This is a genomic window from Gordonia terrae (assembly GCF_001698225.1).
GTDB lineage: Bacteria > Actinomycetota > Actinomycetes > Mycobacteriales > Mycobacteriaceae > Gordonia > Gordonia terrae.
Genome location: NZ_CP016594.1, coordinates 4,255,155 through 4,277,455 on the forward strand (window position 1 = coordinate 4,255,155; position 22,301 = coordinate 4,277,455).

The following is a 22,301-nucleotide window of genomic DNA, read 5'->3' on the forward strand; positions in this document are numbered from 1 at the left end:
AACATCTCGCTGATGTGACGCCCGCCACCCTCGGTCCCCACCGTAAGCCGAAAGACATGAGACGTCAAGCGATATTTGTCAGCAGCTCGGAGATTCGAGAGTTGCTTTGCGACACAGCTTTACGGAAACCGAGCACTCTCGCGAAGACATGACAGAAAGCAGGCATGCCGAAACGGCGTGGCAGGCGCCACGCCGTTTCGGCATGCGGGAGGGTTTGCTCTAGGCCTCCGGTTGCGGCGCCGGGAGATGGACCGTCTTGAGCTCGAAGAATTCGTCGAGCCCTTCAGGGCCCCCTTCACGTCCGACGCCGGACTGCTTATAGCCGCCGAACGGCAGCGTGAAGTCGATGACGGACGCGTTCACGTTCACCGTCCCGGTCCGGATACGTTGCGCCACTTCGAATCCATGCTCGACGTCGGAAGTGAACACCGCACCCGAGAGGCCGTACTCGGAGTCGTTGGCGATGGCCACGGCGTCGTCCTCGTCTTCATAGGTGATGATCGAGATCACCGGACCGAAGACTTCTTCCTGCGCGATGGTCATGTCGTTGCGTACGTTGTCGACAAGGGTCGGTTGCACGAAGAAGCCCTGGTCGCCGACGCGGCCACCCCCATGGACGATCTCGGCGCCCTCCTTGCGCGCCGCCTCGATGTAACCCTCCACGCGGTCTCGCTGACGCGCCGAGGTCAACGGGCCGAGGAAATTCGTTTCTTCCCAGGGGTTTCCGATGGGGATCATGCCGAGTGCCGCTTTGTAGGCCTCGACGACCTCGTCGTGTCGCGCAGCCGAGACCAGGACGCGGGTCAGGGCGATGCAGGCCTGGCCGGACTGCAGACACCCGGCCATCGGCAGGTTCTGCATGACCGTGTTCAGGTCGGCGTCGTCGAGGATGATGGCCGCCGACTTACCACCGAGTTCCAGGGAGACCTTCGCGACCCGGTCGCCGGCGAGGTTCATGATCCGGCGACCGGTCGCAGTGCTCCCGGTGAAGGTGATGTGATCGACCCGCGGGTCGGTGACGAGCAATTCGGAGACCTCGCGGTCGGCGACGAGGACGCTGAGTACGCCCTCGGGGATCACGCCCTCGTCGACGAGTTCACCGACCACGTCGGCGAACACCGACGGGGACAGCGGAGCTTCCGGCGAGGTCTTGAGCACGACCGAACAACCCGCCGCCAGTGCCGGGATCACCTTGAACGCAATCGTGCCGATGGGACCGTTCCACGGGATGATCGCGGCGACCACTCCGCTCGGCTCCTTGAGGATGCGCGAGATCCCGCCGTCGGCGCGCGTCCGATCCTCGCGCAGGTTCACCTTGCGGGCCTCCTCGGCGACCGCGCGGAACAACCCCACCGTCATCTGCTGCGTCATCGCGCTCACCGGAACCGGAACGCCGACTTCGACGATGCCCAGCGTCGTCAGCTCGGCAACCCGCGCCTCCAGCCGGTCGGCGATGGTGTCGATGACCGCGGCCCGCTCGGCGATCGGCGTGCGCACCCACGTCCCCTCATCGAACGAGGTCCGCGCCGCCTCGACCGCGCGTGCCATGTCGTCGGCGGTCGCGGCCCGTGCGCGTGCGGCGGTGCGCTCGAAGTACGAGTCGACGACCTCGATCCACTCGTCACCCGACGAGTCGACCCACCGGCCGCCGATGAACACCTGGTCGCGATCGGCCACGGTGGCGAGTGGATCGGTGGCTTGTTCTGTGATTGTCATGAAAAGCAGTTCTCCTCGAGAAAATCGCGGCGGACCAGCGCGGACCACACCACTGCGCCGCCTGTGAAGCGGATCACAGCACAGCTTAATAACCGAACGCCATTAGGTCAACAGCTGACATATTCTGTCCGATGTATCGCAGCGGTGGCCGCGGTCTCGGCACCCTGCCGTCCGTGACGAGACATCAGACCGACGACGCCTGCGGCTCCGGCGGCGGCGCCACCGAGTGCGAAGACCAGGCCGTACGCCGTCTCCGACGGGCGGGCTCCGCCCGTGACCGTGAGGGTCGCGAAGAGCGAGGCCACCGTCGCACTCGCGATCGAGCTGCCGACGATCCGCGCGATCGCGTTCACACCATTGGCAACCGCCGTGTCCGCCGCCGGTACCGCGTCGGTCAACAAGGACGGCAGTGCCGCGTAGGAGCCACTGACGAAGACATTGACCACGACGGCCGCGACGATCAGCTGCCACGGCCGGTCGCGGGCGAGGACGAGGAGCACGAACGCGATCACACCGATGACGCACATCGCCGCGAGGACCCGGTCTCCGCGAAACCGGTGGATGAGTCGCCCACTCACCGCGGCGGCGACGAACCCGGCGCCGGCGCCGGGGAGCAGGAACACCACACTCGCCGCCAGCACACTCGCCCCGAAACCGTAACCGGCGACATCCGGTTCTGCCTGGACGAACTGCGCGATACCGAGGAACTGAAAGTACATCGCCGCTCCCACGAGCGCCGCGGCGATGTGCGCGGGAGTCACCCGCCGTCCGACCATCGCCCTGGGCGGCACCAGGGGCGCACCCGCCCGGCGCTCGTGGAGACACCAGAGCCCGAGGCACGCCACGCCTCCGAGACCCACTCCGACGGCGAGCCCGGCCGATCGGCGCGGGCCTTCGGCGAGTGCCAGCAACACCGCACAGAGGCCGATCGCGAGCAGGAGCACACCGGCCACGTCGGCCCCCGGGCCCGGCACTGCCGCGCCCGGCGTCGCGGGGACCGCAACGGACACCCAGCCGAGCGAGAGGACGCTCAGCGTCAGCAACATCCAGAAGACCCGCTGGTAGGGTCCGTCGCCCGCGACCAGCACGCCGGCGGCTACCATCCCCAGCCCCGCGCCGCCCGCCATCATCCCCGACATCAGCCCGATGGCGTGCGCGAGCCTGCGGTGGTCGGAGGTCTCGCGGAGCACCGCGACGCCGATCGGGAAGATGGCGAACGCGGAGCCCTGCAGTACACGCCCGATCACGAGCAGCGGCAGATTCGCGGCCACTACGCACAGGACGGAACCGAGGACGACCACGACGAGGATGGCGATCAGGACGCGTCGTCCCCCGCGGCGGTCCGCGAGCTTGCTGAGCACCGGCGTACAGATCGCCGCCGAGAGCAGGTTGGCGGTCAGGACCCATCCGATCTCGGCGGGTCCGACCCCCAGTTGCGTCGACATCGTCGGGATCACCGGAACGACCGCGGCTTGCAGGACGGACATCGTCGTCACGGCGAAGCAGAGGGCCGCGACCGCCCAGCGGTTCGACGCCGCGGTGCCTTCGGGACGGTTCACCCCTGGAGCCCCTTCCGTTGTCGTTTGTCAATAAACCTTATACCGTTAGTTTGATGCGTGCATCATCGACGGAGGGAACGTCCATGTCCGACACCACAAGCGCCATCCGCCTGCGGGGGGACGGTGTCACCCTGGCGGCTGATCGCTGGGATCCACGCGAGCTGCCTGCGGCGGGGACCGCGCTCCTCATGCACGGTGGCGGCCAGACGCGGCATTCGTGGCAGCGCACCGGACAACGGCTCGCCGAACACGGCTGGACCGCGACGACGATCGACGCCCGGGGCCACGGGGACAGCGACTGGGCGGCGGACGGTGACTACTCGATCGCCGCGCACGCCCGCGACCTGGCAGCGGTGGTCGCGGCCATGGAGACCCGCCCGGTCCTCATCGGCGCCTCCCTCGGGGGGATGGCCTCGCTGATCGCGCAGGGAGCCGACCCGACGCTCGCCCGCGGCCTCGTCCTGGTCGACATCACACCCAGCGCCGAACCGGCGGGACTGGAGAAGATCTCGACCTTCATGCGGGACGGCCTGGCGGGCTTCGACTCGCTCGACGACGCCGCCGCGGCGGTGGCGGCCTACAACCCGCACCGCCGCCGGCCCCCGCGACCGGACGGGCTGCGCAAGAATCTGCGACGACGCGACGGGCGGTGGTACTGGCACTGGGACCCGCGGATGATGGCGGACCGGTCCAACAGCCCCGAGCAGGCCGGCGTTCGCGAGGAGCAGGCGCGGACAGCAGCGCGGGCGATCACCGTACCCACGCTGCTGATCCGGGGTGCGCAGTCCGACGTGGTCAGCCCGGAGAACGCACGCGACCTCCTCCGGTTGATCCCGACCGCCCGTCAGATCGATGTCGGCGGCGCCGGACACATGGTCAGCGGCGACGACAACGACGTCCTCAGCGAGGGACTCATCGAGTTCCTCGACCAGGATCTCCGGATGTGAGGGCCGCGACGGCGCCCACCTCCGGACCCACCCGCGACAACCAGGCCGCCGCCAGGCCGAGAAGGGCTATGGCGCAGAGCAACACACTGAGCCACACGGTCGTGTCGTCGAAGGCGAGCGGCACCGCGACGAGCGGCACGATCGCGGCGCCGAGCGCGTTTCCGGCTTCCCGGCCGAGCCCCAGTCCGCTGAACACATGCCGGGACCGGAACAACTCGGTCACATAGGCACCCATCGGCCCGAAGACCATGCCCACGCCCAGCCCGTTGCCCAGGGCGAGAACGAGCCAGAACATCGCCGAGGACCCGTATTCGGAGAGCAACCAGAATGCGGGCCAGGCGAACACCGCGCTGTAGACGAACCCGCCCATGATGATGACCCGCCGTCCCACGCGATCGGACAGTCCGCCGAACACCGGGATCAACAGCGCGTTCGCCACCTGGGCGGCGATCAGACCGATCAGGATGTCACTACTGCCCAGCCCGAGCTGATTGGCACCGAAGGTGCCCATGAACACGAGGTAGAAGTAGCCGATACCGGTCATCCCGATGGCCATCACCATCACCACGAGCAACGCCATCGGCTGCTGGTTGATGACGTCACGGACCGGGGTCCGCGCCGGGCCGCCGGTGTCCTCGATCCGATGGAACTCCGGCGTCTCGGGCAGCGATCGGCGCAACCACAACCCGTACGCGAGGATGAAACCGCTGCACAGGAACGGAATACGCCAACCCCAGCTCATGAACACGTCCTCGGACATGACCGTCGAGCAGAGCAGGAGCGCACTCGTTCCCAGCACACCGCCGAGCGCCGCGCCCATACCGGGCAGCGACCCGAGCAGGCCGCGCTTGCGCTGCGGCGCGAATTCGACGGCGACAAGGGTCGCGCCGCCGTACTCGGCGCTGGCCCCGATACCTTGGACGACCCGCAGCATCACCAGCATCAACGGAGCGAGCCAGCCGATCTGGCCGTGACTGGGCAGCACACCGACCAGCATGGTCGCCGCGCCCATCAGGACGAGTGTGAGGACCAGGATGCGCTTGCGGCCGTATCGATCTCCGAGGCTGCCCAGGATGACACCACCGACGGGGCGCACGACAAAACCGATGGCGAACGTCCCCACCGCCTGCAAGGTGCCGAGGAGCGGACTCGATCCGGAGAAGAACACACTCGCGAACACCACGGAGGCCGCGGACGCGTAGAGGCTGAAATCGTAGTACTCCAAGAGTGTCCCGACGAACGCAGCCCGGCCGGCCTTCTTCGACATCTCGGGCGTGGTGGGTGGCGCCGCCGGGGAGTTGTCCCGGCTCGCCGATGATGTGGTCTGACTCATGAGATCCTTCGCCTTCGGTACCGGGCATTGCACCCGAAAAGGACAGTGACCCTGCGAACATTAACCTAAAGGCATTTGTTTTGTGCCAGACCGGGAGAATCGCGGCCGTCGTTCCCCGATCCGAAAGCAGCGACCCCACTTGTGTGGTTCAGTCGGTTCGGGAAGCAGTTGCATTGTGATGCAACCGGATCAGGGGCAGCGACTGGACCGGCCTCAGGCCCGGACGGCCTCGAGAATCCGGTTCCTCGATTCTTCGCGCCGCGGCCAACCGCCCAGGATCAACGTCGTCAGACACGTCGGTTTCCACCTGGTCACGATGTCCTCGCAGATCTTGTCGACCGGCCCCACCAGTGCGACGTCCTCGACCATGGCGGTGGGCACCGCCTGGGCGGCGAGATCGGAGCGGCCGGCCAGATAGAGCGATTGGATCTCGGCACACACCTCTCCCCATCCCATGCGGACGAAGACGTCGTTGTGGAAGTTCGCCCCTTTGGCGCCCATCCCGCCGGCATAGAGCGCGACCACGGGCTTCAACCGCGCGGCCGCCCGTTCGACATCGTCGTCCTCCGCGAGCCAGCACACGTTGGCGATCTCGAAGTCGTCGGCCGTCCGGCGCGCGGTCTCGCGGGCGAACCCGTCCGCCAGCGCGGCACGGTAGAACCCGTCGGTCTTCGGCGAGAACCACAGCGGTGTCCAGCCGTCGGCGATCTCCGCGGCGAGGGCCACGTTCTTCGGTCCCTCGGCACCCATGTACACCGGGATGTCGGCGCGAAGCGGGTGCACGATCGACTTCAACGGTTTCCCCAACCCGGTGCCCCCGTCCAACGGCAGTTGAAAGTGCCTGCCGTCGAACGTGACCGGTTCATCCCGCGCCCACACCGCACGCATGATCGACACGTACTCACGAGTGCGCTCCAGCGGGCGTGGATAGGGGGTGCCGTACCAACCTTCGACGACCTGGGGGCCCGACGCCCCGATGCCGAGGATGAGGCGACCCCCGCTGAGATGATCGATCGTCTGCGCGGCCATCGCCAGCGCGGTGGGAGTGCGTGCGGCCATCTGGCACACCGAGGTGCCGAGCGCGATGGTCGACGTCCGCGAGCCCCACCACGCAAGTGGCGTCAAGGCGTCGGACCCATACGATTCCGCGGTCCAGAAGCTGTCCACGCCGAGCGCCTCGGCCTCGGCGAGCGTCTGCTCGATCCGCCGCGGCGGTCCCGCTCCCCAGTACCCGGCCATCACACCGACCTTCATGCCACCGCTGCCTCTCTGCTACTTCTCGCCGATACCGTTGTCGCCCAGTGATTCCGGCAGGGATGACTGCTCAGTGATTCCGGTAGACCGCAGGCCGCTTCTCGAGAAATGACAGGACCGCCTCGCGATGGTCTCTGGTCATCGCCGCCAGGATCTGCGTCCGGTTCTCCAGGTCCATTGCCGCGCGGAGACTCGGGACCTCGAGATTCGACCACATCACTTCCTTGGTCATCCACACCCCGAATGGACTGTTCCGCGCGACGTTCTCCGCGATGCCGATGGCTTCGTCCACGATCTGTTCGGACGGAACCGATCTCGAGACGATGCCCACACGCTCGCATTCGGCGGCGTCCACCGGTCGCCCGGTGAGCATGATCTCGGCGGCCCGGGCGAACCCGATCATCCTGGGGAGCAACCAGCTCACCCCGATGTCGCAACTCGACTGCCCGCGGTTGATGAACGAGGCATGCATGGATGCCGTGTCGGACATGATCCGGACGTCGGCCATCAGCGCCAGGGCCATCCCTCCGCCGGCGGCGGCCCCGTTGACAGCGGCGATCACCGGTGGCCGAGCCCCACGGAACGCCTCCATCAGTGCGGCGATGTGTTGTTGCACCCGCATGCCGGCCTGCGCCCGTCCCTCGCCTTCTCGCGCGCCGGGTGGTTCGCCATAACCGCGCAGATCGATCCCGGCGCAAAAGGCCCGGCCGTTTCCGGTGAGCACGATTGCGCGCGTCTCGGAGTCGTGGCGCACCTCCGCAAGCACCTCGTGCAAGGACTCGACCAACCGAGCATTCATCGCGTTCAACGCGTCCGGCCGGTCGAGCCGAATCAGCAGAACGCCCGGGCGGGGCCTCTCGGTCACGATCGCATCCGGCATGCGGCATTCTCCTCGCGTTCGCGGCGCGCCCGATTCCGTGGTGCGCGTCTCGAATTCAGGCTAATGTCTTTAGATTAATTCCTCAAGATCGAAGACCACGGAGCACTCGCGGAAAGGGCCAACGCCATGAACGGACTCGACGGAAAGGTCGCCGTGGTGACCGGCGGCGCCAGCGGGATCGGCGCAGCCACCTGCGGCCTGCTGGCAGCCAGAGGCGTGCGAGTGGTGGTGGCCGACATCGATGACGAGCGCGCCGTGGCCGTCGCGGCCGCTCTCGGCGACCGCGCGGTCCACATCCACGCCGACGTGACCGACGAAGACGATGTCGCTGCAGCGGTTCAGGAGGCCACCACCCGCTTCGGCCGTCTGGACGCGATGGTCAACAACGCCGGCCGGGTCGGCAACTGGACCTACATCGCCGACACGTCCGCCGAGGACTGGGATTCGGCGTTCGCCGTGCTCGCACGCAGCGCGTTCTTCGGCACCAAACATGCCTCGCGTGTCATGCGCGACCAAGGATTCGGCACCATCGTGAACGTCTCGTCGGTGGCCGGGTTGCGTACGGGGTTCGGCCCCCACCCGTACGGCGCCGCGAAGGCCGCGGTTCTCGCGCTGACCCGCAGCGCGGCGCGCGAACTGGCCGAGTTCGGTATCCGCGTCAACGCGGTGACCCCGGGTGGCGTCGCCACCCGGATCGTCGGCAGCGGTGCGGGATTGGACGGTGACGACCTGGACGCCAGCATCGAGACCGTACGCCGGGGGCTCGCATCGTTCCAACCCGTCCCCCGGGCGGGTGAGGGAGACGACATCGCCGGTGCCATCGGCTATCTCGTCTCCGACGACGCCTCCTTCATCACCGGACAGAACATGATCGTCGACGGCGGCCTCACCCTGGGCAAGGCGTGGCCGCGGAACTACCGCGCGGAAGCCGACGCCGCGGCCGCGCAGCACCGGCGGTAGCCGACTACGGTCAGACCCCCACGGGCCCGCCGAGCCAGACTCCGACCTCCTCGCCCGAGACGTGCCGGCCGTCCTCTCCGACCAGGAAGGAGATTGTCGCAGCGATGGACTCGGCGGGTACACGTGGCCAGTGCGCGGCCAGGTTCGCCGCCGCGTTCTCGCCGCCCGAGGCGATGATGTCGGTCTCGACGAACCCCGGCATGACGGCATTCACGGTGATGCCGCGGCGGGCGACCTCCTGCGCCAGCGAACGGGTCATCCCCACGAGGCCGGCCTTGGCGGCCGAGTAGGCGCTCATCCCCGGCGACGGTCGCCGCCCGCCGGACGGACTGCTCAGGAAGACGACCCGACCCCACCCGGCGTCGTACATGGCAGGTAGAGCCGCGTGCGCACAGTAGAAGGCGCCGCTGAGATTGACGCCGATGACCCGGTCCCACTCGTGTGGAGACTGCTTGCGCGCCGACGCTGCGAGATTCATCCCCGCGTTGTTGACCAGTACGGTCGGCGGGCCGAGCACCCGTGCCGCCTCGGCGATCAGCTTCTCCGCCTGAGCGGCATCCGAGACGTCGGCACGGATGGCGACCGCGCGTCCGCCGGCCGCGACGATCTCACCCGCCACCTCTTGGGCCGCCGCCGCGCCGGAGGCGTAGTTGACCGCAACCGCATGCCCTTCCGCAGCCAGTCGTCGCGAGATCGCGGCGCCGATGCCCCGCCCGCCCCCGGTGACGACCGCGACCCGTTCCGCGCGATCCACGACCTCACCTGACCTTCGGATAGGTCTGCGGGACATCGGAGTACGTATCCCGGAGCTGCCGCTTGGAGATCTTTCCGCTGGGCATTCGCGGGAGACCCTCGTCGACGAAGACCACGTACCGTGGCACCTTGTAGTCCGCGAGGTTGCGGTTGCAGAATTCGACGATGTCGACCTCGGTGAGGCCCTCGACCTTTTTGACCACCGCCGCGGGTGTCTCGCCGAACTTGTCGTCGGGAACGCTGATCACCGCCACCTCCTCGACTCCGGGGATCCGGTTGATCACCTGTTCGATCTCCACCGGGGAGATGTTCAGACCGCCGGAGATGATCATGTCCTTCAGACGATCCACGAAAGTCAGATAGCCGTTCTCGTCGAGTGTGCCGAGGTCGCCGGTGTGCAGCCAACCGTCGATCAGTGCCGCGCGGGTCGCGTCCTCATTACGCCAATACCCCGGCATCATGCCCGGACCCCGCAACAGGATCTGCCCGACGGAGTTCGGGGCGCAGTCGTTCCCGTCGGCGTCGACGACACGGATCTTGGTGAAGATGCCGCCGAATCCGCATTTGTCGGGATGCTCGGCCGCCTCCGCACGGGGCATCGCCGAGGCCGATCCACCGATCTCCGTCTGCCCGTATATCTGCCGCAATTGGACACCGCGGTCCAGCCAGACACCCACCAGCGCGGACGGCACACGCGCGCCGCCCACGTGCGCGGTGGTCAGGTGGGCCAGATCGGCATCGGCGAAGCCCGCCACCCGGGAGATCTGCTCGAAGAGGATCGGTGGGCCGGTGAGAGTCGTTGCCCGGCTCCCGATCAGGACCCGCAGCGCGGACTCCGGATCGAATCCGGGTTGCAGGAGCAACGTCCCGCCGTGCAAGACGGTGCGTGAGATCCCCCAGATGATGCCCGCGGCCGTGAACAGCGGGAGGACGAGCAACGGGCGCAGGCCGTTCTGCTGGATCGGTTCCATCAGTGACCATTCGTGCATCTCCCCGGCGATCGTCGCGTGCGTGAACACGACCCCCTTCGGCTTACCCGTTGTCCCGCTGGTGAACACGATCGCCGTGGGGTCCGACAACTCGACCACCGGGCTGCGATACGCCGGGTGCGCGACGCCGCGCAGCGGTCGCACATCGGCCTCGAACTCCGCGATGACGAACGTGTCGCGGGTGCTGCGCACCTCCTCCACACGAGAGCGCAGGTCCGCGTCGCAGAACACGACCGCGGGGTCGCAGTCGTCGACGAGGACCGTCAGTTCCCCGGCGAGCATGCGTTGGTTGAACGGCGCCGAGATCGCACCCACCTTCATGGCGCCCAGGGCGGCGACACACCACTCCAGCGAGTTCACGCCGACATAGCTCACCCGGTCGCCTACTCCGACGCTGCGAGACCGCAGGTCGTGGGCGACCCCGTCTGCCCAGGTGTCGAGTTCGCGGTAGGTGACCACATCGCCGGCGAAGTCGATCGCGGCCTGGTCCGGCACCGTGCGGGCCCAGTATCCGAGTGCGTCGACGACGGTTCCGCTCATGTACAGCCTCCTGTTTGGGTGTGGACGTCGCCGACTCGGTCAGGCGCGCGGGGCGGCCCGGGCCGCACCGATCGAAGGTGTCCCGGGTCACACCGACTAATCTAAAAGCATTCGGTTATGTTGGCAACCCCGCACCGGATCAGCGGCGGATCACCTCGACGTTGATCCCGGTGAGATGCGATTGGTTGCTGAGGGGGTCGTACCCCTTCGCCCCGGACGGCGCGAGTTGGTTGACGTTCACCCCCGGATGGCGTCGGGCCACGTCGAGACCGCGCGCCCGGTCCTGGCCCCAGCCATGGGTCATCGCCACCACGCCTTCGCGCAGGGTGTCGTCCCCGACGACCACGGCCGGCAGAGCGCCATGGAGATTGCGCACGGTGACGTCGTCGCCGTCCACGAGATCGCGCCGGCGCATGTCGACGGGGTTCATCCACAGCGGATTGTCCTGATGGACACCCTGTTTCAGAACCGGGAGATTGTGCAGCCAGCTGTTCACCATGAAGTGGTTGCGCCGGGTGATCAGCTTGAGCTGGTCGTCCGGCTCCGCCACGAGACCCTCGAGGATCCGTTCGGCATCGTCGAAAGACCGACGGAACAGATCGGGACAGCAGTCGATCAGGCCGTCGTCGTGCTGCACCGCGATGTCGAAGACATCGCTGGGCACCGCTTCCGGAAGCACCTCGGTCTGACATGGTTTGTCCTTGAGCGTCTCGACGGACAGGTCCGCTTCCCGCAGCACGGCGTCGATCGCCGCGAGAGGGCCGGCCTCCGGGTCGTCGAGAAGGCTCGGTACACCCATCTCCTGCTGGATGCGCGAGAGAATCCACCAGTCGTCACGCCGTTGCCCCACCGGCGCGACGACAGCGGGGGTGTATTGGACGTAGGGCTCCATCGCCACCCCCATCGTGTTCAGGAAGTTGACGTCTTCGCGCTCGAGCCAGTCCGTCGCAGGCAGGATGTAGTCCCCGATCTCGCCCGTCACGGTGCGATACAGGTCCACGGTGACGATCAACTCCAGCGATTCCAGGGCACGCCGCAACCGGTCTCCACCGCCGACCGACAGGAGTGGGTTGCCCGACACCACGATCAGGGCACGGATCGGGTCGTCGGAGCGCTCGATGAAGTCCGGCAGCATGGCGGCGGGGAGATCCCCTCCGACGGTGCGGATCTCCCCGAGCGGACCGGAGAAGAACGGGTCCGCGCGCCGGCGCCGGGAGTTCTGGACGACGTCGGCGACGCCTCGCGAGTAGATGTTGCCGCCGCGGCGTCCGAGGTTCCCGGAGAACAGACTGACCATGGTGAGCATCCAGTAGGCGAGCGTGCCCAGCCTGCCCTGGTTGACGCCGGTGGCCATGTAGATGCTCGCACTCGGCGCGGCGCAGAACTCGTCGGCGACCCGGGCGATCGTCTCGGCGGGGATCCCCGTGACCCCGGCGACCCGCTCCACCGGGTAGCGTGAGACGAAGTCGAGCAGATCGTCGATCCCCCGCGCATGCTGTTCGACTGCGCCACGGTCGAATCCGATCCGGAACACGATCTCGTGCAGGAGCCCGGCCAGAAAGTAGAAGTCGGTGTCCGGGGTGATCAGCAGCACGTCGCCGGTCTCCGGCGTCGACGACTCGATGCGGCGCGGATTGACGAACAGCACTGTCCCGCCGCGCTTGGCGATCGCGCGCAGTTTGGCCATCGGATCCGAGATGTGGATCAACGTCATGTGGGAGACCTGCGGATTGCTCCCGAGGCACAGGAAGTAGTGGGTGTGCAGCAGGTCCGGAATCGGGTGTGCCATCGACGCGCCGTAGACGGCCTCGCTCGCCGCGTACTTGGCCGATGTGTCCTGGGTCCCGGCGCTGAACCTCATCCGCGTGTCGAACCCCCGCGCGATCCGCGCCGCGTTCGCATAGTAGAGACCGTTGAACGCCGATGGGTTGCCCTGGTACACCGCCAATGCGTTGCGGCCGTATCTGTCTCGGATGGCGCCGAGCCGGTCGGCGATGTCGCGAACCGCCTCGTCCCAGGACACACGCTCGAAGTCGCCGTCCCGGCGGTCGCCGGTCCCGACTCGTCGCAGCGGGTGATCGACCCGATCCGGATCGGAATGGACATCCAGGTAGTGCGGTCCCTTGTGGCAGGAGAAGCCGCGGTGTACAGGATGATCCGGGTCCGGTTGCAATCCCACGATGCGATCGGCGTCGACCGTGGCCAGCAGCCCGCACCCGGGCTCGCAGATGCGGCAGAAGGTGTGGACCTGCCGGGCCGGCGCGCTCATCCCGGAACACCGGGCAGACTGGCTGTCCGGGCGATGTTCACCGCCGCCTCGGCATCGACGACTTTCACCCGTGGCCTCCCGGCCGCGCGTCCCTCCTGGCGTTCCCACCTGTCGATGGCCCGCCAGTCGGCCCCGTCCATCACCTCCGGACATCGCTCGCGCACGAGTGCGGTCAGATCGTCACCGCTGCCGACGGGTTCGAGCAGCAGTCCACCGCGGAGATCATCGAGCAAGGAACCCACGGTCTCGACCGCACACCACCGGTTGGTTCCGATCACCCCGGTCGCGCCGCGCTTGATCCAGCCCGCCACATACTGCCCCGGCGCCGGCGAACCGGTCGCCGGATCAACCACACGACCTCCGACGTTCACGACCCTCGACGACACCGGATCGAAGGGGAGGCCGTCGATGGGGAGCCCGCGGTAGCCGACCGCGCGCAGCACCAGGCCGCAGTCGATCTCGGTGCGCTCCCCGGACGCGGTGTGGCTCGTGGCCAGACCGCGCACGCGGTCGGATCCGATGACCTCCAGCGGCGTCGCCTCGAACCGCAGCACGATCCGCTTGTTCCCGGGCACCGGTACTCGTCGCGAATACTCCTCCAGGAGGCGCAGTTTCGCCGATGCCTCCGAACCCGCCGACACCGGCGGGTCGACGATCACGTCGACCCCGGGCAACGAACCGAGTGCCATCAATTCCGGGGTGGTGCAGGCTGCGTACTCGGGCCCGCGCCGACCGAGGACCACCACTTCCCTGATTTCACTGCCGGCCAGAGCGGTCAGCGCGTGATCGGCGATGTCGGTGCGCCGCAGTGCCTCCATATCGGACACGAGTATCCGTGCGACGTCCAGCGCGACGTTGCCGTTGCCGACGACGACGGCACGCTCACCCGACAGGTCGAAGGATCGATCGACGTGGTCGGGATGCCCGTTGTACCAGGCGACGAACTCGCGGGCGGAGTGGCTGCCCGGGAGGTCCTCGCCGGCGATCCCCAGCCGCCGGTCCCCCGAGGCGCCCGAGGCGTGGATGACCGCGTGGTGATGGGCCGCCACCTCGTCGAGTGTCACGTCGCGGCCGACCTCGACACCCAGATGCAAGGTGAACCCGTCGCGCCTCGCGGTGCGCCCGAAGACGCGATCCACGGTTTTCGTGTGCCAGTGATCGGGCGCGACCCCGAACCGGACCAGCCCGCCGGCCACCGGAAGCCGCTCGAACATCGTGACCTCGGCGTCGATGTCCCGGCGCGCCAGCAGTTCCTCGGCGGCGTAGAACGCCGACGGACCCGACCCCACGATCGCGACCCGCACCCGCGGCGGATCCGTCACCCCGGCGGTCGCGATCGCCACCGGGACCGGTTGCACGTGCGCACCTGCCGGGGCGTCTCGTGGATTCCGCCGGAAGTAGTCGGCGTTGAGTTCGAGATAGCGATCGACATCGGGCCCCGTGGAGTCGCCGGGCACGATCGCGTCGACCGGACAGACGTCGGCACAGGCGCCGCAGTCGATGCACGTCCCCGGGTCGATGTAGAGCATCTCGGTCCGCGCGTACTCGCGTTCGGCGGGCGTCGGGTGGATGCAATCGACCGGGCAGACGGCGACACATGTCGCGTCGTTGCAGCAGTTCTGCGTGACCACATAGGGCATCAGCGCTTCTCCTCGCTCATCAGGGTGACCGTCACCGGTATGCCGTTGAAGACCGGCGACGAGGTGGGCACGTCGAGATGCCCGGCCTCGGTCACCAATGCGTTGTAGTTCGCGCCGGGGGCAGCCACCGCGCGCGAGGTCCGCAGGCCCGGACCGTGGTGACCCCAGCCATGAGGCATGCTCACCACGCCCGGGCGCATCGCGTCGTCGACGCGGATCTCCGCCACCACGGTGCTCGTCGACGAGGTCACCGCGACGAGGTCTCCATCGACGACCCCGAGCTCGACGGCGTCGCGCGGGCTCGTCAGCAACGCGCACTGTCCGGCGTCGTTCTGCGGGAGCGCATTGTGCAACCACGAGTTCATCCCGCGCCGCTGCCGGCGGTTGATGAGCACCAATCCCCGGGGAGCCATCGACGCCGCCCGCAGGCGCGGCAGGTCGGCGGTGATCAACTCGGGCATCAGGTCGATCCGACCATTCGGGGTACGCAGCACACCGGGGAGCCGCGGCTGCAGCGGACCGAAGTCGATCCCGTCCGGATTCGATTCCAGGAGAGCCAGACTCAGCCCTCCCTCATCGTCGTCGAACCGGTCACCGTACGGCCCGCTACGCAGGCGTAGGTCGAGGAGACGCTGGGGCCCCGTCCGTCCGGCGACCGCCGACTCGACGACGCCGGGGTCGCGTCCGGACAGTTTCGCCGCCCGGCGAACCGCCACCGCCGCGACGGCGTCGTCCGTCTCCGCCACGGTCCGGTTCGGGGCCCCCTGGGCGATGGCGGCCAGCCGGAGCATGATCTGCCACTCGGCGAGTTCGTCGTCACCGAGGGCGAGCAGCGGCGGGGTGTAGCGGGCGACGTTGCGGATCTGGAAGTGCGACAACGTCACATCGTGGTGTCCGCGGGTCATCAGCGGCGGCGGCGGCAGGATGACGTCGGCGTGGCGGGTGGTCTCGTTGAGGTAGCAGTCCACCGACACCATGAACTCCAGCGATGCGAGGGCGGCCTCGACCGCACCGCTGTTCGGCAGCGAACGCGCGGGGTTCCCCGCGATGGTGACCAGCGCCCGTGTCCGCCCCGGCCCCGGGGTGAGGATCTCCTCGGCGAAGCACACCGCGGGCAACTCGCCCAACGCTTCTGGGAGGCCACGGACGCGCGATCGCCACCGATCGAACATGAGCTTCGGTGGACGGGTCACCGGCCACGTGTTCGGTCCGCCCGCGGCAGGAAGCGAGAACATCGCGCCGCCCGCACGATCCAGGTTGCCGGTGACGATCGTCAGGAGTTCCACGAGCCAGTTCGCCAGTGTGCCGAACTCCTGCATGCAGGTGCCGATCCGGGAATGCGCCACGGCGGACGGGGCCGTCGCGAACCCCCGGGCCACCGCGCGGATGGTCTCGGCATCGATTCCGCAGGCGTCCGCCACCGATTCGGGTGAGAACTCCCGGGCCATGGTCAGTGCCTCGTCCACGCCGTCGACGACCTCGGGAATCCGCTCCGGTCTGGCCAACCCCTCCTCGGCGATCACCGCCAGGACCGCCAGCAGGAAGAGTGCATCGGTGCCCGGGAGAATCGGGACGTGTATGTCGGCCATCTCGGCCGTCCGGGTACGTACCGGGTCGACGACCACGAGGGTGCCACCCCGCTCCCGCAACGCGCGCAATCTCTCGTGCATGCCCGGCGCGGTGACCGTACTCCCGTTGGACACCATGGGATTCGAGCCCAGGATCAACAGGTGGTCGGTACGGTCGAGGTCGGGCAGACTCAGCCCGAGGCCGGTTCCGTAGAGCAGCATGTGGGCGAGATTCTTCGGCCAGGTGTCGACGCTGGCCGGCGAGTAGACATTGCGGGTCCCGACGGCGGCGATCAGTTCGCCGAGGTAGAAGGTGGCGTCGAGGTGATGGGCCGCGGGGTTGCCGTGGTAGATCGCACAGCTGCCCGGGTCGTCGGCGACGAATTCCGGCAGCCTGCGGCCGATCTCGGCGAACGCCTCCTCCCAGCCCACTGCTCGGAAGTCCCCGGACGGCGTCCGCAGGAGCGGGGTGCGGATGCGGTCCGGGTCGTTCTCGATACGGCCCAGCCCGAGCCCCTTCGCGCAGCTGTGTCCGGCACTGAGCGCATCGTCGGGGTTGGGCGCCACCCCCGTCACACTCCGACCGGCGAGTTCGACGACGAGCCCACAGGTCGACTCGCACAACGGGCAGATCCGTCGCCCGACGGTCACCGTCGAGTGTGCTCCGCCGGTCATGAACCCTCCTCCTCGGTGGCCGGGACGATCGCGACGGGAACGGCGGACAGCGTCGGCATGGCGTTGATCGTCTGCACCCCATCGAGCGTCCCGGTCAGGTTGTTGACATTGACCCCGGCAGCGTCACCGTCGACCCCGCCGAAGCAGTGGGTCATCGAGACGGCACCCCGCGCGAGGGTGTGATCGGCGCGCGCGGTGGCGCGCAGGGAACCGGAAGCCGACCGCAGGACGACCTGTGCGCCGTCGGCCACCCCCAGCCGTTCGAGGTCATCGGGATGCACACGTGCCGGATTCCCTCCGCCCGGGACGAGTCCGGGAACCCGGACTCCGGTGGAGTTGACGGCTTCCCGGATTCGCCGCACCACCAGCCGGAAAGGGAAGTCGCCCGCGACCGGCGACGGCTGCAGCGCGTCCTCGAGCTCGGCGCGGACATCGTCGGGCATCAACTCGAGGCGCCGACCGGCCGCCTCCGGGGTCGGCGGCGAGACGACGGTGCCGCTGTCCCCGACAAGCCGACCGTGCTCGGCCGAGACCAGCTCGTCGAACGGCAGGCGCCCCCGCTCGGTCATCATCGCCAACAGCTCTGTGGGCGTGGGCGGGGACGAGGGATCCAGTATCCGTCCGGCGAACTTGAAGGGCTGCCCGGAGGCGGCCGCGAGGTCGAAGAAGAACCGCCAGTCGTCGACGACCCCGGCCGGCGGTGTGACGACCGGGGACGTGAATTGTGCGAAGCGACGCGGGAAAAAGGGCTCCATGACCGCGGTGTGATCGGCGCGTTCGTACATCGTGGTGGGGGCGATGACGTGGTGCGCGAGGCGGGCGGTGTCCGACATGAAGGGATCGATACACACGAGCAGGTCGAGGGAACGCAACGCGCGCAACGTCTTCGCACGGTCCGGTAGGGCTGCCGCGGGGTTCCCGCCCGAGACGACCAGTGCGCGAACACGATCCGGGCCCGGTTCGAGGATCTCGTCGGCGAGGATGCCGGAAGGCAACTCGCCGCGGATCGCACGCACACCGCCGACCCTGCTGCGAAAACCTCGTTCGTACGCCCTGGCCGGTGCGGCGACCTCCTCTCGAGCTGGCAGATGCCGGGTCAGCACGGCACGATCATCTGCGCGTTCTCCTTCGCGGAGGTACCGTCCGCACACCACGTTCAGGGTGGCGACGAGATGCTCGGCGACGTTCGAGTGCGGACCCATACACAGTCCGGTCCCGCTGGTGGCCATCCCCCGGCTTCCCCGTCCGAAAGCACGTGCGGCGGCGCGCACGTCCTGCGCCGGGACATCGCAGATCCGTTCCACGACAGCGGGAGTGACTCCACCGACCGCCGCTCGGAGGGCGGGCAGACCTGCGGCGTGACGGCCGCAGAAGGCCGGATCGTGGAGGCCCTCGGCCAGGATCACGTGGAGGAGTCCGGCGAGCATCACCGCGTCCGTGCCGGGTCGGGGCGCGAGGTGGATGTCGGCGAGGGCGGCGGTCTCCGTGCGTCGCGGATCCACGACGATGAGGGTGAGTCCGCGCTCACGTGCTCGCCGCAGGGTGGTCGCCGGGTTCTGCACGACCGCGCCGTCCCCGTCACCACCGTTGCCGGACACGACGGGGTTGGTGCCGATCAGCAGCCACACATCGGCGTCGGCGAACCGCTGACTCCCACCGAGGTATGTGCCCATCCGCTCGGCCACAACCCATTTGGCGGACTGGTCGATGGTCATGGTGGAGAAGAGCTTGTGCGAGCCGGTCCCGCGGAACCATGCGCGCGCCGACGGCGGGGTGAGGGCGGCGAAGTTCTGTTGCGTCCCACAGAACAGCGCGACCGCGTCGGGCCCGTGCTCGTCGACGATCCGCCGGAGGCGCGCGGCGATGTCGGCGACCGCGAGGGGTACCGCGATCGGCTCGTGCCGCCCGTCGGCGGTGCGCCGCATCGACGTGGTCAGTCGGCCGGACCCATGGGTGAGGTCTGCCCCGCGGCGGCCTTTCGGACAGGTGTACCCACCGGAGATCGGATGCTGCGCATCGCCCAGCACGTCCCGGATGCGTCCATCCTCGATGTCGAGCAGCACGCCGCACGACGACGCGCACAGCCGGCAGTACGACGTTCGGCGCACCGTGTCGGATCGCACGGTCAATGGACGTCCGCCGTTGTCGGGGCGGGTCGGGCTCCGTCCTGCGCGCGCCGCAGACGCCGACCCTCCCGTGCGTTCAACACTCCGAGGGTGACCACCGCGAGCACGGTCGGCATCGCCATGGCCAGGAAGATCGTGCGAGCGTCCAACCCGGCGGCGATGAGTGCCGCACCGACCGTCGGTCCGATGATCGATCCCACCCGGCCGACCCCCATGGCCCAGCCGATGCCCGTCGAGCGCGCGGCCACCGGATAGATCGACGCCGCGATCGCGATGATCCCGGCCGAACTGCCCGAGATCCCGAACCCGACGACGCAGATGGCGATCAGCAGCAGCGCGGCGTTCCCGAGCACCATCGCGACGACGCCGATGAACACCGCCCCCAGCGTGTAACCCGCCATGACCACGACATACGCGGCGCGTGTGCCGCCCGACCGCCAGGCCGCTGCCACCCGGTCGGTGATCCACCCGGCGGACAGCGCACCCGCCATACCGCCCAGGTTGAACAACGCGGCCGCGGTGATCGCCGTACTCGAACTCTGGCCCGCCTCGCTGAACAGCGATGGCATCCAGCCGAACAGGAAGTAGATGACGAGGAAGTTGACGACGAACACCACCCACAGGAGCACGGTGTCGAGACCTCTACCAGCGGTGAACAGTTCGCGAACCGGTGAGCTGGTGACGACCTGGGTGTCCTGGGTGAAGCGCACCGGACCGGTCAGGTCCGTCCGCGGGTCGATCGCGGAGACGATGCGGGCGACCTCACCGTGGTCGCCCCGCGCCGCCAGGAACTTGCCGGACTCCGGTAGCCAGGCCCAGGCACCGAGGACGGCGACCAGCGGGAGGATCCCGCCCGCGACGAAGATCGATTGCCATCCGAAGGCGGGGATCAGCTGAGCGGCAGCGAGACCGCCGACGAAGCCCCCCAGGGACATCCCGGCGACGACGATCGTCACCATCGTGGCGCGAACGCGGGCCGGGCTGTACTCGCTCGTCAAGGCGATGAGGTTCGGCGTGACGCCCCCGAGCCCGATCCCGGCGAGGATGCGCAGGACGATCAGGACGCCCATCGAGGTGGCGAGGGCCGAGGCCAGGGTGAACACGGAGAAGATCACCGTGCAGACGATGATCACCCGCCGTCGGCCCCACCGGTCGGCCACGGGACCGAACACCAGGCTGCCCAGGACCATCGCGCCGCTGCTCAGTGCGAGCAGCAGTCCGAACGACGCCTTGGACAACTCCCAGTCGTCGGAGAGCGCGGGGATCGCGAACCCGATCAGCTGGGCATCCATCCCGTCGAGCACTGCCAGGACGAGGCACATCGCGAAGGCCCGCTTCTGCAGACCGGACACCGGGGCGGTGTCGATGAGGTGGGAGATGTTGACATCACGCGGAGAACCCATCACGGGTGTCCTCTCGGGAGAAGGGGTTGCCTGGTCAGGCGGGAGTCGCGGAGCCCTCGACGGCGAGGGCATCGGCGGGAGGCTCCGGGAAACGTGCTCGCAGCGACGGTTTCGCGAGCTTTCCGGAGAAGGTCCGCGGCAGCGGTTCATCCAGTGCGACCGCATGTTTCGGCCGCTTGAACTTCGCCAGGGCCTCGCCGGCCACATCGGCGATGTCGGCCACGATCTCGGATGCCGGTCGCTCGGAGTGGAACACCACCATCGGGACCTCGCCCCACCTGTCGTCCTTGACACCGATCACGGCCAGGTCCACCAGGCCCTCGATGCCGTGCAGGGCGTTCTCGATCTCGGCGGGATACACGTTCAGGCCGCCCGAGATCAACATGTCCTTGCTGCGGTCGACGATCCGGAGAAAGCCTGCGTCGTCCTTGATCCCGAGGTCCCCGGTGCGCAACCAGCCGTCGGTCAGGGTCGCCGCGGTCGCCTCGGGTTTGTTCCAGTACTCGCGCAGCACATGCTCACCGCGCACGAGGATCTCCCCCACCTCACCCACCGCGGCCTCGTCGTGGGGTTCGCCGATGCGCACGGAGGTTCCGACCAGCGGCAGGCCGGCGAAACCGGGCCGCGTGACCGCGTCTCGGTACTCCAGCGTGGACACCATCCCGGACGCCTCGGTCAATCCGTAGCACTGCGTCAGCGGGATTCCGTGCGTGCGATAGAAATCGAGGAGATCGAGGCTGACCGGCGCACCGCCCGTCCCGGCGAAGGTGAATGTCGCGAGCGACCGAGAACCGAAGTCCGGCAGGGTCGTCATCCGCTCCCAGATGACCGGCACGGTGGTGGTCGCGGTGATCTGCTCCCGTTCGAGGACGTCCAGAGCGATCTCGGGATCGTATTCCCGGAGCAGGACCATCGTCGCCCCGGGAACGACCACCAGCTGCATGAAGATGGACAGCACCGAGCCGGTGTACACCAGCGGCGCCGAGCAGAGCACCCGGTCGCGGGCGGAGAAACCGAAGGTGATCGTCTGCGAGATACCCGGCGTCATCGCGTTGCGATGGGTGATGAGCGCGCCCTTCTGCACTCCGGTGGTCCCGGAGGTGTAGCAGATGAACGCCGCATCGTCGGGGTCGATGGCGACGACGGGTGCCGGGCCGGCATCCAGGAGCGTGTCGTATGCCGGGAAGGCGCCGCCCTCGATCGAATACGTCTCGAAGTCGAGTTGCCCGCGGGCGACATCGAGCAGGGGAGCGAACGCGTCCTCGACGACGATCACCCGGGGCGCCGCGTCGATGACCATCGGCGCGAGTTCTCGACCCGTGAGACGGAAGTTCAGCGGTGCACACACGGCCCCGAGCTTGAGGGTCGCGAGGATCAGGTGGGCGAGCTCGGGCCGGTTGAGCATCATGACCGACACCCGGTCGCCCTTGCCGACGCCGCGGGCGGCGAGACCCCGGGCGAGTGCGTCGGTGATCGCGTCGACCTCAGCCCAGGTCTGCCGGGTGTCCCCGAACACGATCGCTTCCTGCTCGGGCCGCGTTCGTCCCCAGAAGCGGGTCAGGTCCGAGAGATTCATTCATACTCCTTCGTCGACGTCGATCCCCCGACCGGCACAGGGGGGTGTGATCCCCCTCACTCAAAGTGAGATTAAACTAACACCTTTAGATGCTTCGCGCAATGCGGTGCGCC

The 22,301-nt window shown here is 68.3% G+C and carries 15 protein-coding genes; 2 read left to right on the forward strand and 13 right to left on the reverse strand.

Annotation, left to right across the window (positions count from 1 at the left end):
- Nucleotides 1-219: 219 nt before the first annotated feature.
- Nucleotides 220-1,716, reverse strand: coding sequence for an aldehyde dehydrogenase (locus tag BCM27_RS19145; protein WP_004019464.1), 1,497 nt, complete (start codon nucleotides 1,714-1,716; stop codon nucleotides 220-222).
- 107 nt (nucleotides 1,717-1,823) lie between these two features.
- Nucleotides 1,824-3,275: an MFS transporter gene (locus tag BCM27_RS19150; protein WP_004019465.1), complete on the reverse strand. Its 1,452-nt coding sequence runs from the start codon at nucleotides 3,273-3,275 to the stop codon at nucleotides 1,824-1,826.
- Between the two features lie 83 nt (nucleotides 3,276-3,358).
- On the opposite strand from BCM27_RS19150, the gene BCM27_RS19155 reads away from it, so the two are divergent.
- Nucleotides 3,359-4,222 (forward strand): alpha/beta fold hydrolase, encoded by an 864-nt coding sequence (locus BCM27_RS19155; RefSeq protein ID WP_004019466.1) that lies wholly within the window; start codon nucleotides 3,359-3,361, stop codon nucleotides 4,220-4,222.
- Here the strand turns inward: BCM27_RS19155 and BCM27_RS19160 are convergent.
- The 3 genes from BCM27_RS19160 to BCM27_RS19170 form a co-directional block, all read right to left on the reverse strand.
- A complete protein-coding gene (locus BCM27_RS19160) occupies nucleotides 4,188-5,555 on the reverse strand; it encodes an MFS transporter (RefSeq protein WP_004019467.1) in 1,368 nt (455 codons plus the stop codon). The two genes, BCM27_RS19155 and BCM27_RS19160, sit on opposite strands and share 35 nt — an antisense overlap.
- Nucleotides 5,556-5,768: 213 nt before the next feature.
- Complete coding sequence (locus BCM27_RS19165) at nucleotides 5,769-6,809, reverse strand: LLM class F420-dependent oxidoreductase (RefSeq protein ID WP_004019468.1); 1,041 nt, start codon at nucleotides 6,807-6,809, stop codon at nucleotides 5,769-5,771.
- A gap of 70 nt (nucleotides 6,810-6,879) precedes the next feature.
- Entirely contained in the window at nucleotides 6,880-7,689 is an 810-nt protein-coding gene (locus tag BCM27_RS19170) for an enoyl-CoA hydratase-related protein (protein WP_004019469.1), read from the reverse strand.
- A gap of 126 nt (nucleotides 7,690-7,815) precedes the next feature.
- Between BCM27_RS19170 and BCM27_RS19175 the strand changes: the two genes are divergently transcribed.
- On the forward strand, nucleotides 7,816-8,649 hold the full coding sequence (locus tag BCM27_RS19175) for a glucose 1-dehydrogenase (protein ID WP_004019470.1): 834 nt from the start codon (nucleotides 7,816-7,818) through the stop codon (nucleotides 8,647-8,649).
- Between the two features lie 10 nt (nucleotides 8,650-8,659).
- Here BCM27_RS19175 and BCM27_RS19180 read toward each other — a convergent pair whose 3' ends face one another.
- The 8 genes from BCM27_RS19180 to BCM27_RS19215 form a co-directional block, all read right to left on the reverse strand.
- A complete protein-coding gene (locus BCM27_RS19180) occupies nucleotides 8,660-9,403 on the reverse strand; it encodes an SDR family oxidoreductase (protein WP_004019471.1) in 744 nt (247 codons plus the stop codon).
- Between the two features lie 4 nt (nucleotides 9,404-9,407).
- Nucleotides 9,408-10,931 (reverse strand): class I adenylate-forming enzyme family protein, encoded by a 1,524-nt coding sequence (locus BCM27_RS19185; protein ID WP_004019472.1) that lies wholly within the window; start codon nucleotides 10,929-10,931, stop codon nucleotides 9,408-9,410.
- A 139-nt stretch (nucleotides 10,932-11,070) separates the two neighbouring features.
- On the reverse strand, nucleotides 11,071-13,200 hold the full coding sequence (locus BCM27_RS19190) for a molybdopterin-containing oxidoreductase family protein (protein WP_004019473.1): 2,130 nt from the start codon (nucleotides 13,198-13,200) through the stop codon (nucleotides 11,071-11,073).
- On the reverse strand, nucleotides 13,197-14,840 hold the full coding sequence (locus BCM27_RS19195; RefSeq protein WP_033204087.1) for an FAD-dependent oxidoreductase: 1,644 nt from the start codon (nucleotides 14,838-14,840) through the stop codon (nucleotides 13,197-13,199). The genes BCM27_RS19190 and BCM27_RS19195 overlap by 4 nt, the downstream gene beginning before the upstream one ends.
- Nucleotides 14,840-17,083 (reverse strand): molybdopterin-dependent oxidoreductase, encoded by a 2,244-nt coding sequence (locus BCM27_RS19200; RefSeq protein WP_004019475.1) that lies wholly within the window; start codon nucleotides 17,081-17,083, stop codon nucleotides 14,840-14,842. The genes BCM27_RS19195 and BCM27_RS19200 overlap by 1 nt, the downstream gene beginning before the upstream one ends.
- The gene (locus BCM27_RS19205; RefSeq protein ID WP_081486973.1) at nucleotides 17,080-19,206 is read right to left on the reverse strand and encodes a molybdopterin-containing oxidoreductase family protein; all 2,127 of its coding nucleotides are present in this window, start codon (nucleotides 19,204-19,206) and stop codon (nucleotides 17,080-17,082) included. The genes BCM27_RS19200 and BCM27_RS19205 overlap by 4 nt, the downstream gene beginning before the upstream one ends.
- Nucleotides 19,207-19,208: 2 nt before the next feature.
- Nucleotides 19,209-20,612, reverse strand: a complete 1,404-nt coding sequence (locus BCM27_RS19210) for an MFS transporter (protein ID WP_004019477.1) — start codon at nucleotides 20,610-20,612, stop codon at nucleotides 19,209-19,211.
- A gap of 34 nt (nucleotides 20,613-20,646) precedes the next feature.
- Nucleotides 20,647-22,188: a class I adenylate-forming enzyme family protein gene (locus tag BCM27_RS19215; protein ID WP_004019478.1), complete on the reverse strand. Its 1,542-nt coding sequence runs from the start codon at nucleotides 22,186-22,188 to the stop codon at nucleotides 20,647-20,649.
- Between the last annotated feature and the right edge of the window lie 113 nt (nucleotides 22,189-22,301).